This is a genomic window from Streptomyces sp. NPDC032091, assembly GCF_055580265.1.
Window position 1 is genome coordinate 97,942 of sequence record NZ_JBVILR010000007.1, and the last position, 14,179, is coordinate 112,120.

13 protein-coding genes and 2 tRNA genes are annotated in these 14,179 nt (G+C 73.1%); 4 read left to right on the forward strand and 11 right to left on the reverse strand.

Annotated features, from left to right (window positions below):
* Nucleotides 1-23: 23 nt before the first annotated feature.
* The 6 genes from ACZ5NJ_RS13915 to ACZ5NJ_RS13940 all read right to left on the reverse strand — a co-directional run bounded on the left by ACZ5NJ_RS13915 (nucleotide 24) and on the right by ACZ5NJ_RS13940 (nucleotide 5,136).
* A complete protein-coding gene (locus ACZ5NJ_RS13915; RefSeq protein ID WP_468765248.1) occupies nucleotides 24-1,577 on the reverse strand; it encodes a sensor histidine kinase in 1,554 nt (517 codons plus the stop codon).
* An 11-nt stretch (nucleotides 1,578-1,588) separates the two neighbouring features.
* On the reverse strand, nucleotides 1,589-2,356 hold the full coding sequence (locus ACZ5NJ_RS13920; RefSeq protein ID WP_468765057.1) for a response regulator transcription factor: 768 nt from the start codon (nucleotides 2,354-2,356) through the stop codon (nucleotides 1,589-1,591).
* A gap of 84 nt (nucleotides 2,357-2,440) precedes the next feature.
* Nucleotides 2,441-3,322 (reverse strand): amidohydrolase family protein, encoded by an 882-nt coding sequence (locus tag ACZ5NJ_RS13925; RefSeq protein ID WP_468765058.1) that lies wholly within the window; start codon nucleotides 3,320-3,322, stop codon nucleotides 2,441-2,443.
* On the reverse strand, nucleotides 3,306-3,644 hold the full coding sequence (locus ACZ5NJ_RS13930; protein ID WP_468765059.1) for an antibiotic biosynthesis monooxygenase family protein: 339 nt from the start codon (nucleotides 3,642-3,644) through the stop codon (nucleotides 3,306-3,308). The genes ACZ5NJ_RS13925 and ACZ5NJ_RS13930 overlap by 17 nt, the downstream gene beginning before the upstream one ends.
* A gap of 155 nt (nucleotides 3,645-3,799) precedes the next feature.
* Nucleotides 3,800-4,705 (reverse strand): DUF2797 domain-containing protein, encoded by a 906-nt coding sequence (locus tag ACZ5NJ_RS13935; protein WP_468765061.1) that lies wholly within the window; start codon nucleotides 4,703-4,705, stop codon nucleotides 3,800-3,802.
* Nucleotides 4,702-5,136 (reverse strand): Lrp/AsnC family transcriptional regulator, encoded by a 435-nt coding sequence (locus ACZ5NJ_RS13940; protein ID WP_468765062.1) that lies wholly within the window; start codon nucleotides 5,134-5,136, stop codon nucleotides 4,702-4,704. The genes ACZ5NJ_RS13935 and ACZ5NJ_RS13940 overlap by 4 nt, the downstream gene beginning before the upstream one ends.
* Nucleotides 5,137-5,244: 108 nt before the next feature.
* On the opposite strand from ACZ5NJ_RS13940, the gene ACZ5NJ_RS13945 reads away from it, so the two are divergent.
* Nucleotides 5,245-6,171 carry an SMP-30/gluconolactonase/LRE family protein gene (locus ACZ5NJ_RS13945; RefSeq protein ID WP_468765063.1) on the forward strand — a complete coding sequence of 309 codons (927 nt, stop codon included), beginning with the start codon at nucleotides 5,245-5,247 and terminating at the stop codon, nucleotides 6,169-6,171.
* 9 nt (nucleotides 6,172-6,180) lie between these two features.
* On the opposite strand, the gene ACZ5NJ_RS13950 is transcribed toward ACZ5NJ_RS13945, so the two are convergent.
* The 3 genes from ACZ5NJ_RS13950 to ACZ5NJ_RS13960 all read right to left on the reverse strand — a co-directional run bounded on the left by ACZ5NJ_RS13950 (nucleotide 6,181) and on the right by ACZ5NJ_RS13960 (nucleotide 7,173).
* Nucleotides 6,181-6,546, reverse strand: a complete 366-nt coding sequence (locus tag ACZ5NJ_RS13950; RefSeq protein ID WP_468765064.1) for a PH domain-containing protein — start codon at nucleotides 6,544-6,546, stop codon at nucleotides 6,181-6,183.
* 204 nt (nucleotides 6,547-6,750) lie between these two features.
* Nucleotides 6,751-6,823, reverse strand: a tRNA-Arg gene (locus ACZ5NJ_RS13955).
* Between the two features lie 259 nt (nucleotides 6,824-7,082).
* Nucleotides 7,083-7,173, reverse strand: a tRNA-Ser gene (locus tag ACZ5NJ_RS13960).
* Between the two features lie 193 nt (nucleotides 7,174-7,366).
* On the opposite strand from ACZ5NJ_RS13960, the gene ACZ5NJ_RS13965 reads away from it, so the two are divergent.
* From ACZ5NJ_RS13965 to ACZ5NJ_RS13975, 3 genes are all read left to right on the forward strand, one after another.
* Nucleotides 7,367-7,786 (forward strand): SSI family serine proteinase inhibitor, encoded by a 420-nt coding sequence (locus ACZ5NJ_RS13965; protein ID WP_468765065.1) that lies wholly within the window; start codon nucleotides 7,367-7,369, stop codon nucleotides 7,784-7,786.
* A 119-nt stretch (nucleotides 7,787-7,905) separates the two neighbouring features.
* Nucleotides 7,906-11,199, forward strand: a complete 3,294-nt coding sequence (locus tag ACZ5NJ_RS13970; RefSeq protein ID WP_468765066.1) for a response regulator — start codon at nucleotides 7,906-7,908, stop codon at nucleotides 11,197-11,199.
* A gap of 13 nt (nucleotides 11,200-11,212) precedes the next feature.
* The gene (locus ACZ5NJ_RS13975; protein ID WP_468765067.1) at nucleotides 11,213-11,788 is read left to right on the forward strand and encodes an antibiotic biosynthesis monooxygenase; all 576 of its coding nucleotides are present in this window, start codon (nucleotides 11,213-11,215) and stop codon (nucleotides 11,786-11,788) included.
* A gap of 18 nt (nucleotides 11,789-11,806) precedes the next feature.
* Here ACZ5NJ_RS13975 and ACZ5NJ_RS13980 read toward each other — a convergent pair whose 3' ends face one another.
* Complete coding sequence (locus ACZ5NJ_RS13980; RefSeq protein WP_468765068.1) at nucleotides 11,807-13,456, reverse strand: long-chain fatty acid--CoA ligase; 1,650 nt, start codon at nucleotides 13,454-13,456, stop codon at nucleotides 11,807-11,809.
* Between the two features lie 188 nt (nucleotides 13,457-13,644).
* Nucleotides 13,645-14,178 (reverse strand): SigE family RNA polymerase sigma factor, encoded by a 534-nt coding sequence (locus ACZ5NJ_RS13985; RefSeq protein WP_468765069.1) that lies wholly within the window; start codon nucleotides 14,176-14,178, stop codon nucleotides 13,645-13,647.
* Nucleotide 14,179 lies beyond the last annotated feature (1 nt).

Here is a 14,179-nt window from a genome sequence, read left to right on the forward strand (position 1 = left end):
ACCGACCCTCTCCGGGTGCCCTGTCACCTCGGTGTGCTGAGCCTGTGGCCCCTCTGTGAGTCCGCCCGCAGGACGGGAGTGGGGTCCGCGGCGAGGGGGAGGAGCACCTCGAAGCAGGTCCGGCCGGGCTCGCTGCGTACGTCGACCCGGCCGTCGTGCGCCGTGACCACGGCCTGGACGATGGCCAGGCCCAGGCCGGTGGAGCCCGCCGCGCGGGAGCGGGAGGCGTCGCCTCGGGCGAACCGCTCGAAGACGTGCGGCATCAGCTCGGCGGGGATGCCGGGGCCGTCGTCCTCCACCCGGAGCCGGACGGCGGATGTTTCTCCCCCGGCTACCGCCGGGGGTGCCCCCAGTTCCACACGGGCCGTGACGGTGGTCCCGGGAGGGGTGTGGGTGCGGGCGTTGGCGAGGAGGTTCACCAGGACCTGCTGGATCCGGGCCGGGTCGGCCAGGACGGGTGCGGGTTCGTCGGGCAGCGCCAGGCGCCAGTGGTGTGCCGGGCCGGCGGCCTGGGCGTCGCTGACGGCGTCGACGACGAGCGGGGCCAGGTCGGTGGCCTCGCGGGACAGCGGCCGGCCCGCGTCCAGCCGGGCCAGCAGCAGCAGGTCCTCGACCAGTCCCGTCATCCGGGTGGCCTCGGACTCGATCCGGGCCAGCGCGTGGCGGGTGTCGGGTCCGGGTTCCTCCCGGCCCCGGCGGGTGAGTTCGGCGTAGCCGCGGATGGACGCGAGGGGGGTGCGCAGCTCGTGGGAGGCGTCCGCGACGAACTGGCGGACCTGGGTCTCGCTCTGCTGGCGGGCCGTCAGGGCGGAGGAGACGTGCCCCAGCATCCGGTTGAGGGCGGCGCCGACCTGCCCGACCTCCGTACGGGGGTCCGCCTCGGCCTCCGGCACCCGCTCGTGCAGGGCCGGTTCACCGCTGTGCAGGGGCAGCTCGGAGACCCGGGTGGCGGTGGCGGCGACCCGGCGCAGCGGGCGCAGGGCGACCGCGACCAGGGCCTGTCCGGCGAGGGAGGCCGCGATCAGACCGGCCAGGGTGACGCAGACCTCCACGGCGATCAGGGTGTTCACGGTGGAGTCGACGCCCTTGACGGGGAAGGCCAGCACCAGACCGCCGTCGGGCGCGGCCGCCGCCCGGTAGGCGCCGAGCCCCGGCAGGTCCACGTCCACCGCGCGGTGCCGGCCCGGGGCGGCGGTCCGCACGACCCGCTCCAACACCGCCGTCTGCGCCTCGGTGAGGGCCTCCCGGTGGTCGAGTCCCGGGCCTTCCACGGGGGCGATCCGGGCCCCGCCGACCACTTTCCCGGCCGGGTCCAGCCGGATCCCGGCGGTGCCCATGGGGGAGCCGGGAGCGAAGATGAGGCCGAGGCCGCCCTCACGGGCCGCCTTGCCGGCCCCCGGCCCCCGGAGCCCCCGGGAGGCCATCTCCACGGAGGTGGTCAGCTGGTTGTCCAGCTCGCCCATCAGCCGGGAGCGCATGGTGAGGGTGGTAACGGTCCCGATGGCCGCGCCCACCACGGCGATCAGTGTCACCGCCGACACGACGAGCCGGGTCCGCAGGGACCACGGCCGGGACAGGCGGAGTGCCACTACTCGGCCGGCTTGATCAGGTAGCCGGCGCCGCGCCGCGTGTGGATCATCGGGGGCAGTCCGGTGCCGCCCTCCAGCTTGCGCCGCAGGTAGGAGATGTAGAGCTCGACCACGTTGGCCTGGCCGCCGAAGTCGTACGACCACACCCGGTCCAGGATCTGCGCCTTGCTCAGCACCCGGCGCGGATTGCGCATCAGGTAGCGCAGCAGCTCGAACTCGGTGGCGGTCAGGTGGATCTCCCGGCCGCCCCGGACCACCTCGTGGCTGTCCTCGTCGAGGCTCAGGTCGCCGACGGCGAGGACCGAGCCGCCGCGCGCCGCCTGCGCCGCGCCGGAGCGGCGGACCAGGCCGCGCAGCCGGGCCACGACCTCCTCCAGGCTGAACGGCTTGGTGACGTAGTCGTCGCCGCCCGCCGTCAGGCCGGCGATGCGGTCCTCGACGGAGTCCTTGGCGGTCAGGAACAGCACCGGGACCTGGGGGATCTCCCGGCGCAGCAGGCCCAGGACCGCCAGCCCGTCCATGTCCGGGAGCATGACGTCGAGGACGACCACGTCCGGCCGGAACTCGCGGGCCGCCCGTACGGCGCCCGCTCCGTCACCGGCGCTGCGGACCTCGCAGCCCTCGTACCGCAGGGCCATGGACAGCAGCTCGGAGAGCGAGGCCTCGTCGTCGACGACGAGGACGCGGCAGGGCCCGCCGTCGGGGCGCAGCAGCGCCGCCGGGTTGGCCGTGGACGTGGACGCGTGGGAGGTGGTCGTCGCTGTCATGCCCCCACGCTGTCCCGCGCCTCTGAGAGCCCCCTTGCCCCAACCTGTGAATTCCCTGAGAAAGGAACCCGGCGGTCCGGGCCGTCATCCGGCCAGGGAGAAGAGCCGGGCGCCGTTGTCGTGGCAGACCGCGCGCAGCCAGTCGTCCCCGAGTCCGAGCCGTTCCAGGGCCTCCAGCTGGTGCTCGTAGGGGTAGGGGATGTTCGGGAAGTCGGTACCCAGCAGGATCCGGTCCCCGAGGTCGGCGAGCCGTCCGAGGTCGCCGGGCGGGAAGCCCTTGAACTGCTCGGAGAAGTCGGTGAAGGCCATGGTGGTGTCGAGCCGCACCTCGGGGTACCGGTCGGCCAGGTCCAGGAAGTCGGCGTACTCGGGCATCCCCATGTGCGCGACGACCAGCGGCAGCCGGGGGTGGCGGGCCAGCAGCCGGGCGACCGGCCCGGGCCCGGTGTGGGCGGCCGCGACGGGCCCCGAGCCGCAGTGGACCACGACCGGGATCCGCGCCTCGGCCAGCAGCCCCCACACCGGTTCGAGCAGGGGGTCGTTCGGGTCGTACGCGCCGACCTGGATGTGGGCCTTGAACACCCGCGCGCCCCGCTCCACGGCCCGGGCCACGTAGGCCGCGGCGTCCTCCTCGGGGAAGAAGGTCGCGGTGTGCAGGCAGTCGGGGGTCCGGGCGGCGAAGTCCTCGGCCCACGCGTTGAGCCAGGCGGCCATCGCCGGTTTGTGCGGGTAGAGCATCGAGGTGAACGCCCGGACGCCGAACTCCCGCAGCAGCGCGACCCGCTGCTCCTCCGCGTGCCGGTAGGTGATGGGCCAGGTGACCCCGGTCAGCGGGCCGGCCGCGTCGAAGTACTCCCACACCTTCCGCATCACCCGGTCCGGCATGAAGTGCGTGTGCACGTCCACCAGACCGGGCAGGCCCAGCCGCTCCCGGAAGGCGCGGACGGTCTCAGCCGTTGCGGGCAAAGCCGTGGCTCCGCTCGACGGTGGCGACGTGCAGGGTGTAGCTCTCGTACCAGTCGGCGCGCCCCTGCTTCATGGCCGCCTGGTGCTCCAGGTTCGTGCGCCAGGCGCCCAGGGCCTCGTGGTCGCGGAAGTAGGCGACGGTGATGCCGAGGCCTCCGGGGGTCCGCGCGGAGTCGTATCCGAGGAACCCGGGGTTCTCCCGTACGAGCTCCTGCATCCGGGCGTTGAGCTCCGGATAGCCGCTGTCGTCATCGGTGCGGACATTGCTGAATACGGCCATGACGTAAGGCGGTTCGAACGCCTGCACGGGTTGAATGCTCATGGCCCCACCCTCCGTGCCGGCCCCCGGCCTGTCCACCGGATTGGCCTCCGGAAGCCCGAAGGGATCCAAGTTTTGACCTTGCGCCGAGGACGGGACCTGCGGGATCCGCGCCGCCCCGGAGAGGACCCGCGCGCTCGCGGGAGGCGCCCATGCCCTCAGAAGAGCCCGTCCTGGCCCGCCCGCCCGTCCGCCTCCGCGGGCGGGGCGACGACCGCCAGCGGGGCGTCGGTCACCGCGTCCGCGGGAGCGGCCGCCAGCTCCCAGCCGGCGAGGAGGCGGCTGTCGACCACGAGCCCGTCCGCGAAGTGCAGGTCGGGACCCGCGGCCCCCACGAGCCGCCCCACGACGGCCGCTCCCGGCAGCAGCTCCGCGACCACCCGCCCCGGCACGGGCAGCCCGGCCAGCCCGAACGGCCCGGCATGGTCGGTGACCTCGCACCCCAGCCGCTCCAGCGACTCCGGCCACCCCTGGAGCCCCGCCGCCCGGGCGTGCAGCTCGGCCACCTCCCGCGCCCGCTCCGGCTCCGCCGGCAGCCCGGCCCGCACCGCGCGCTTGCGGGCGTACGCGATCCGGTCGGGCACCCCGAGCGCGGCGCGCAGCAGCTCCTCGGTGCGACGCGCCGCCATCAGCGGCCCGCGCCCCAGCCAGGTCCAGGTCACCGCCCCCTGCTCCAGCAGCCGGACCGGTCCGCGCTCCTCGGCGGTGATGCCCACCTTGACCATCCCGGGCCCGAACCAGGCCAGGTACACCCGGTACGGCCGCGGATCGCCGGCGTTGGTGTCGGCCGCCACCGAGAAGGACCGGTCCAGCCGGGCGCATTCGGGACACTGGGCGCTCCCCGCCCGCCCCGGCACGCTCCGGCCCGCCGGACACGGGGTCCGCTTCCCGGCCCGCCACACCCCCAGGCAGTGCCGCTCGCCCACGGCGGTGAAGGCCAGCCCCTGCCCGTAGGAGAGCGGACTGCTGCGCTCCCCGCGCCCCGGCCCGAGCCATCCGACGGCGGGCCGCCCCGCGCTCCACCGGATCCCGGTGCACTGCCAGCCCCCGGCGGAGCCGGTCACAGCGGCAGCGGCCGCTCGAAGAAGGTGTCCAGGACCACGGTCGCCTGCGTCCCGCTGACCCCGTCGATGGCGTAGAGGCGGCGCAGCACGTCCTGGAGCTGCCCGGTCGTGGCCGTACGCACCTTCACCAGCACGGAGGCGCTGCCGGCGATGATGTGCGCTTCCTGGATCTCCGGGATCGCCTCGAAGGCCCCGGCCGACTCGCCCATCCACGCGCTGGAGTCGACCATCACGTAGGCCAGCACCCCGCTGCCGACGGCCGCCGGATCCACGTCGATCGTGGTCCGCCGGATCACCCCGCGCTCGCGCAGTTTGCGCACCCGCTCGTGGGTCGCCCCGGCCGAGAGCCCGACGGCCGTGCCGAGGGCGGCGTAGGACTGCCCCGCGTCCTCCTGGAGGCGCAGGAGCAGCGCCCGGTCGATGTCGTCCACGCGTTCTTCCTCCCAAGTGCCTGCCCACCCTTGCGAAGACGGTACCGGATCCTGCAATCTCACCATCACGCCGAATCAAATTCAGCGATCTACTCTCATGGGGGAATTATGTTGGGCATCGCCGACCTCACCTTGTACGAGATTCTGGACGAACGCTTCCGTACCGGCCGCTGCGCCAACGGCGACATGCGCCTGGAGCGGCTCCACGACGGCTGCCGCTGGGCCGAGGGCCCGCTCTACCTGCCGGCCTGGCGGCAGCTGCTGTGGAGCGACATCCCCAACGACCGGATGCTCCGCTGGGACGAGGCGACGGGCGCGGTGTCCGTCTTCCGCTCCCCGGCCGGCCACTCCAACGGCAACACCCTCGACCGCGAGGGCCGCCTGATCACCTGTGAGCAGGGCAACCGGCGTGTCACCCGCACCGAGCCGGACGGCACCCTCACCGTCATCGCCGACCGCTACGACGGCAAGCGGCTCAACAGTCCCAACGACGCGGTGGTGCGCTCCGACGGGTCGGTCTGGTTCGCCGACCCCGACTTCGGCATCACCAACGACTACGAGGGCGGCCGCGCGCCGAGCGAAATCGGAGCCTGCAACCTCTACCGGGCCGACCCCGCCACCGGCGAGGTCCGCCTCGTCGCCGACGGCTTCCTCGGACCGAACGGGCTCGTCTTCTCCCCCGACGAGAGCGAGCTGTACGCGGCCGACACCCGCGCGGGCCACATCCGCGCCTTCAAGGTCGGCGACGACGGCACGCTGAGCGGCGACCGGGTCTTCACGGCCTGCCCCTCCGTCGACAACATCCGCTTCGACGACGAGGGCCGGCTGTGGGCGGCCGCGATGGAGTCGGGCGTGCACTGCTACGCGGCGGACGGCGACCTCATCGGCCGCCTGCGCGTCCCGGAACCCGTCTCGAACATCGCCTTCGGCGGCCCGAAGAACAACCGCCTCTTCATCACCGCCACCACCTCGCTCTACTCGCTGGTGCTCTCGGTGACGGGCCTCCCCCGGGTCCTTCCCGGACGCCGCCCCTGAGGACTCCGGCTAGCGCGCGACGAACTGCGTCAGGACCGCCTGCATCTCGTAGATGTCCACACCCTTGGTGAAGGTCTTCTCGATCGGGGCCGCGCTGCCGGAGATCCATATCTTCAGCTCGGCGTCGAGGTCGAAATGCCCGGCGGTCTCCACCGAGAAGTGAGTGATGCTCCGGTAGGGGATGGAGTGATACTCGACCTTCTTGCCCGTCAGCCCCTGCTTGTCGACGAACACCAGCCGCCGGTCGGTGAACAGGATGGTGTCGCGCACCAGCAGGTACGCGGCGTAGACCTGCTCGCCGTGTCCCAGCAGCCGCGCGTAGTCCCGCTGCGCCGACATCGGATCAACGGTGTGCGCGTTCCCGAACAGTCCCATGAGAGTCCCCCGATCAAGCTTCGAACGATCTCCGAAAACCGTACCGGCCGGGCTCCGTCGTCCACGTCCCCCGCGGGAGCCATCCCGCCCCTGAGCTCTCCCGGGGGACACCTCCCCCTCAGGTACTGGTCACCCGGCCCTCCGCCCCCTGCCAGGGCATACGCAAGAGACCCTCAGGATTTCTCCTGAGGGCCTCTCCGGCTGTGCACTCGGCAGGATTCGAACCTGCAACCTTCTGATCCGTAGTCAGATGCTCTATCCGTTAAGCTACGAGTGCTTGGGCTTCCCGGGGTTTTTCGCCCCGTTGGCCTTGCGAGAACAACAATACATGGACCTCGCCGGGACGCGAAATCCATTGGCCGCACCGTCTCTGACCTGCGGAAACACCCCAGATGAAGATCGTCGGGCCCGAGCGGGCCCGTGCACCGAGGGCTCACCGGGTACCCCCGGAAGGGCGTTCCAAACCCCGGAGCCGCGTTTCAGGCCCCGAACGCACCGAAGCCCCGGTCCATACGGACCGGGGCTTCGGTGAGGTGCGGAGGCGGAGGGATTTGAACCCTCGATGGGGCGTAAACCCCAAACCGCATTAGCAGTGCGGCGCCATAGACCGGACTAGGCGACGCCTCCAGCACACCCCCCGTGATGAGGGTGCGTGCAGATGATGACACAGCCGCAGGGCCGGTCACCAATCCGCTCCCACGGTACAAGGAGCCGGGCCCACAGGGCAAAGGCTTAGACCCCCCGCTTCCCGCTCGTCGCAACGTCCGGGCGGCCGGGTCGTTGGTGAGGCGTACGACGTACGGACGACCTGGAGTGCCCCATGCTGCGTCTCGCCGCCTTCGCCGTCACCTCCGCGCTGGCCGCCGCGGCCGCCGGACCCCTGCCGCCGCTGCCCCTGGGCCGGCTGCTGGCTTCGCCCGACCGGCTCACGATCGACATCTCCAAGGCGGGCAGCCTCAACGGCCGCTACCGCCTCGACTGCCGGCCCGTCGGCGGCGACCACCCCAAGGCCGAGGAGGCCTGCGCCCGCCTCGACGAGCTGGCGAGGCAGGGCAAGGACCCGTTCGCCGCCGGGCCGAAGAACGTGATGTGCACCTTCCAGAGCGGCGGACCGGCCACCGCGCACATCACCGGAACGTGGCACGGACAGAAGGTGGACAGCTGGTTCGGACGGGAAAACGGGTGCGACATCGCCCGCTGGAACAACCTGGAACCTGTCCTTCCGAGTGCGGGTGCCTGACCTGGGAGGATGCGGCGGATGCGCGGTTTCCCCCGTTCATCCGCCTCCTCCCGCCGGGACGGTGCCCTTAGACTCCTCCCGTGACATGCCGGTAGTCGTGGTCAGGGAGGACGCTCGTCGTGAGCAGCAGGCCATCCCGAGGCGCTGCTCGCCTCGCAGCAATACTCGACGCGCTTCCGGACGCGCTGTTGCTCGTCAACGCCAACGGCACGGTCGTCAACGCGAATTCGATCGCCCTCGAAGTGATGGAGAGCCCCGGCACCGGTCTGGTCGGCCGCGGTGTGCTCGACCTCTTCCCGGAGTTCGACTCCAAACTGATCCCCGGTTCCATGCGCCGCCCCGGCGACGAGCTGACCGGCCGCTCCAAGCCGAAACGGATGACCGCGCGCCGCACCGACGGCACCGAATTCCCCGTCGAGGTCACCAGCGCCCACCTCGACGGCCGTGACGCCTACCGCGAGCCCCAGCCGTACACCGGCGACGAACTGCTGATGCTGGTCGTCCGGGACCTCACCGAGGCCGTGGACACCGAGGCCGAGCTGGCCCGCTCCCAGCGGCAGACCGAGATGATCCTGCGCGCGGCCGCCGAGGGCGTCGTCGGCACGGACACCGACGGCCGCGTGGTCCTGGTCAACCCGGCCGCCGCGCAGATCCTCGGCTACCGCGCCACCGACCTCGGCAACCGCGAGCTGCACGGACTGATCCAGCACTCGCGCGCCGACGGCTCCCCCTTCCCCTTCGACGAGTCCCCGCTCGCCGACACCCTGCGCAGCGGGCGCAAGCACCGGGTCCGCGGCCAGGTGCTGTGGAACAAGGCCGGCCAGGCCGTCGCCGTCGACCTGACCACCTCGCCCGTACGGGACGGGGACCTGCTCGTCGGCGCCGTCATGACCTTCACCGACCGGCGCCCCTACGACGCGCTCGCGGCCCGGCACGCCCAGCTGGTGGCCGTCCTCGGCGACTCGCTGCGCGGGCCGCTGGACGAGCTGCGCGGGGAGCTGGCCACGCTGGCCGCCGACGACGGCGGGCAGCTGTGGCCCGAGGCCAACCAGCTGCTGCACCACCTGGCCGCCGGCTACTCGCGGATGACCGCCCTGGTGGACAACGTGCTCGGCTACCAGCGCCTGGACGCGGGCAGCGAGAAACTCCAGAAGCGGAACGTCCTGATCAACGAGGTCGTCAAGAGCGGCATCGACGGCGCGGTCGAACTGATCGGCCCCGGCCGGGTCCAGTTCGCCGTCCACGCCCCGACCATCGAGGCCGAGGTGGACGCGGAGCGGGTCGCGACCGCGCTGGCGCACCTGGTCGCGGACGTCGCCGGGATGGACGCCACCGGCAAGACCCGCCAGGGCAGCGGGTACGGCGACTCCACGATCGTCGTGGCCGCGGCGCAGCGCGGCGAGGTCGTACGGATCGAGGTGCGCGGCCCCTACGAGGGCGGCCACCCCGTCCACGAGCCGATCGTGCGGGGCATCGTCACCGCGCACGGCGGGCTCCTGCAGACGGTGGAGGTGCCCGGGGCGCCGGGCGGGGCGTACGTGCTGGAGCTGCCGCTGGGCACGGGTGCCGGGACGGTGGAGCTGCCCGATCCCGAGCCGGAGTCCGCACCGGAGCCGGAGGCCGCCCCGGCCACCGTCTCCGGGGGCCGGCGGGGCCGGCGTGGAGTGGACGCCTTCCTGGAGGACGGCAACGGCGGGGCCCCGGACGCGGGGGCGCGCGAGGGCGGAGGCGCGCTGGCGCTGCCGTCCGGGCGGCGCCGCGCGGACGGCGAGGGCCCCGGCCAGGACGACCGGGCCCCCGGTTCGGGTCCGGCGGAGCTCGGTCAGTCCCCGGTGAACCCGGCGGGGCTCGGCACCGGGCGCCGACGGGGCCGTGACGGCGACGGCGGCGCGGACTCCGACCCGCCCGGTGCCGGCCGGCCCGTGCCCCCGCAGGGCACCGCCATGCCCGCACTGCCGCCCGTACCGGCCGTTCCCCCCGTTCCGTTGACCGAGCATCCGGCCGGGCGCCGGCGTGCGCTGGGTCCGGTGGCCGCGCCCGCGCAGCCGGGCGGCCCGGTGCCCGCGACCGGTCTCGCGGCGGCCGCCGCGCCCCGACCCGTCGCGCCCGAGGGCGGCTTCGCGCTGCCCGCCGGGCCGAGCACCGCCGCTGCCGCCGCCCAGGGCGCCCCGGCCGGTTCCGGCGACGCCGACGGCGACGGCCCGGGCGGACGCCGTGCCCGCCGGGTGCTCGGCGCGCCGGCCTCCTCCGCCTCTCCCGGTCCGCAGGTCCCGGACGCTCCCGGCGGCGTGGAGCCCGTGCTTCCCACCGGACGGCGCCGGGCGCTGCCCTCGACCCCCGCCTGGCCCGTCCCGGCGGCCCGGACCGCGCCCGAGGACGCGGAGGCCGCGGCGGCCTCCGTGCCCGGTGCCCGGCAGCCCGGGGACGCCCCGGCGGCCGGTCAGCCGATCAGCGTGCGCGCGCTCGGCACCCTGGGGCAGGGCATCTCCGTGGACGCGGGCGCGGCCGGCCCCGGCGGGTCCGGCTCCGGCCGGCGCCGTCGGCTCTCCGAACCGGCGCCCCAGGGGCGGGCCTTCGCCATAGGGGCCCCCGAGGCGGGCGCCGCCGAGGGCCCGGAGCCGCTCGACGGGCCCGGTGGAGCCGTCGAGGTGGTCAACCGTCCCGTGCCGCAGCCCGTGGACGACGAGCTTCCGCCCGAGCCGCTGGACAACCCGCGCCGACTGCTGGTGTGGCCGGCTCCGGACGCTCAGACGCAGCAGGCGCTGAGCGAGCGCGGCTACCGCCCGGTGATCGTGCACTCGCGCGAGGATGTGGACGCGCAGATCGCGGCCTTCCCGGCCGCCCTGTTCGTCGACCCGCTGACCGGGCCGATCACCCGGACCGCCCTGCAGTCCCTGCGCCAGGCCGCGGTTGCCGCCGAGGTCCCCGTCCTGGTCACGGCCGGGCTGGGGCACGCCACGCGCGAAGCGGCGTACGGCGCCGATCCGGCGGTCCTGCTCAAGGCGCTGGCGCCGCGCGACAGCGAACAGCACCCCTCCCGCGTGCTGCTGATCGAGGAGCACGACGAGGTCGCCACCGCGCTGACGGCCGCGTTGGAGCGGCGCGGCCTCCAGGTCGCGCGGGCGGGAGCGGACACCGACGCCGTGGAGCTGGCGACCCGGATGCGGCCCAACCTGGTGGTCATGGACCTCATGCAGGTGCGGCGCCGGCGGGCCGGGATCGTGGATTGGCTGCGCGCCAACGGGCAGCTGAACCGCACCCCGCTGGTCGTCTACACGGCCACCGGGATCGAGCCGGGCGACCGGCCGCGGCTGGCCTCCGGGGAGAGCGTGCTGTTCCTCGCGGAACGTGCCACGACCGCGGACGTACAGGGCCGCATCGTGGACCTCCTGGCCAAGATCGGCACCAACTAGCCATCCTGGTCCGATGGCCACCACCGACACGACCGAGCACAGCGTCCCCGCCGACAACGGAGAGGTGAGCCTGCTCATCGCGCGGCAGGTGGAGCCGGGCTACGAGGAGGCCTTCGAGAGCTGGGCGCGCGGCATCCTGGAGACCGCCGCGCGCTTCCCGGACCACTTGGGCTACGGACTGTTCCGGCCCGCGGCCGAGGGCGCCCCATGGTTCCTCGTCCACCGCTTCCGCGACCAGGAGGCGCTCGCGCGCTGGCAGGAGTCGCCGGAGCGGGCCGAGTGGTTCGCCCACTGCGAGGGCCATCACCACACCGAGATAGCCCGGCGTGAGCTGCACGGCATGGAGACCTGGTTCGCCAAGCCGGGTACGACCCGGCCCGCGCCGCCGCGGTGGAAGATGGCGATCAGCTCGGGGCTGGCCATCTTCCCCATTTCACTGATCGGCAACGCGGTGCTCGGGCCGTACCTGGTGGACGTGAACTTCGTGCTGCGGACGGCCGCCTTCGCGGCCGTCTTCAGCACCCTGATGACGTACGTGGCCATGCCCGCCGTCAGCCGGCTGCTGCGACCGTGGCTGACCCGCGGCTGACCCGCCGCCCGGGGCCGCCTAGGCGAGGGTGGTGACGTCCAGGTCGCCGTCGGCGTACTGCTTGCGGATCACCTTCTTGTCGAACTTGCCGACGCTGGTCTTCGGCACGGCCTCGACGGACGTCCAGCGCTCCGGCAGCTGCCACTTGGCGACCGACCGGGCGAGGAAGGCGCGCAGTGCCTCGTAGTCGGCCGTGGCGCCGTCCTTGAGGACGACCGTGGCCAGGGGGCGCTCGCCCCACTTCTCGTCGGGTACGGCGACGACCGCCGCCTCGGCGACCTCGGGGTGGGCCATCAGCGCGTTCTCCAGCTCGACGCTGGAGATCCACTCGCCGCCGGACTTGATGACGTCCTTGGCCCGGTCGGTGAGGGTGAGGAAGCCGGCGGAACTGATCACGCCGACGTCCCCGGTCTTGAGCCAGCCGTCGGCGCTGAACTTATCCTCGGGCCGCAGCGGTTCGCCGGAGGCGCCTCCGTAGTAGGCGCCCGCGATCCAGTTGCCGCGGACCTCCAGCTCACCCGCCGACTCGCCGTCCCACGGCAGGACGTCGCCGGTGGGCCCGATGAGGCGGGCCTCGACGCCGGCCGGGAAACGGCCCTGGGTGACGCGGTACGGCCACTCCTCCTCGGCGCTGAGCCCGGCCGGCGGGTGCGCCATGGTGCCGAGCGGGGAGGTCTCCGTCATGCCCCAGGCGTGGCAGAGGCGGACGCCGAGCTTGTCGTAGGCCTCCATCAGCGAAGGCGGACAGGCGGCGCCGCCGATGGTGACCTGCTTCATCGAGGTCAGGTCGCGGGGGCGGGCGGTGACCTCGGCGAGCAGCCCCTGCCAGATGGTGGGGACGGCCGCCGCGTGGGTGGGCTTCTCCCGCTCGATCATCTCGGCGAGCGGGGCGGGCTGGAGGAAGCGGTCCGGCATCAGCATGTTGATGCCGGTCATGAAGGTGGCGTGGGGCAGTCCCCAGGCGTTCACGTGGAACTGCGGGACCACGATCAGGCTGGTGTCGTGGTCGGTGAGGCCCATCGACTCGGTCATGTTGACCTGCATGGAGTGCAGGTAGACCGAGCGGTGGGAGTAGACGACGCCCTTGGGCTCCCCGGTGGTGCCGGAGGTGTAGCACATGGCCGCGGCCTGGCGCTCGTCCAGTTCGGGCCAGTCATAGTGGCCGGGGCGGCCTTCGAGGAGCTCCTCGTACTCGTGGACCCGTACGCCGAGCCCGTCGAGGGCGGAGCGGTCGCCGACGCCGGTGACCACGACGTGCTCGACGGTGGGCAGGTGCGGCAGCAGCGGCGCCAGCAGGGGCAGCAGGGTGCCGTTCACCAGCACCACCCGGTCGGCCGCGTGGTTGACGATGAAGACCAGCTGCTCCGGGGGCAGCCGCAGGTTGAGCGTGTGCAGGACCGCGCCCATGGAGGGGATCGCGAAGTACGCCTCGACATGCTCGGAGTTGTTCCACATGAGCGTCGCGACCCGTTCGTCCTGCTGGACTCCGAGCTCGTCACGCAGGGCGTGCGCGAGCCGCGCGGCGCGGACGCCGATCTCGGCGAAGCTGCGCCGGTGCGGCTCGGCCTCGCCGGTCCAGGTCGTGACCTGGGAGTCTCCGTGAATCGTCGACCCGTGGGCCAGGATCCGCGAGATCAGCAGCGGTACATCCTGCATGGTGCTCAGCAAAGCGTCCTCCCGGTGAGCGCTGCGGCGCTGCGGCGGCTGTCGGATGCTGCCGATTCTGCGCACGTACCGGTCGGCATGTCACTACCCGGGAGTACAAACAGGCTGGTCGATCACTGTTCGGGTCGGCGGTCTGGCCGATGTTTCACGTGAAACAGGGTTCGTGTTTCACGTGAAACGACGCTCGGCGCTCAGCGCACCGGGGTGAGCTCCGGGTCCTCGCGGAGCTTGACCAGGGCGCGGGAGACGGCGCTCTTGACGGTGCCCACCGAGACGCCGAGCAGTTCGGCGGTCTGCGCTTCGCTCAGGTCCTCGTAGTAGCGCAGGACGACCATGGCCCGCTGGCGGTCGGGCAGCCGGGTCACCGCCCGCCACATCGCGTCGCGCAGCACCTGGGTCTCCGCGGGGTCGGCGAAGGCCCGCTCCTCGTTCTCGGGGACCTCGTCGCAGATGAACTCGTCGACCTTGCGCTTGCGCCACTGCGAGGTGCGGGTGTTGACCAGGGCCCGCCGGACGTAGCCGTCGAGGGCGCGATGGTCCTCGATGCGGTCCCAGGCGACGTAGGTCTTGGCGAGGGCCGTCTGGAGCAGGTCCTCGGCGTCGCACGGGTTGGCCGTCAGGGAGCGCGCGGTGCGCATCAGGGCCGTGCCACGGGTCCGGACGTACGCCGAGAACGACGGGTACGGCGTCGGGTTCGAGGCGAGCGTGCACACAGGCGTGGTCATG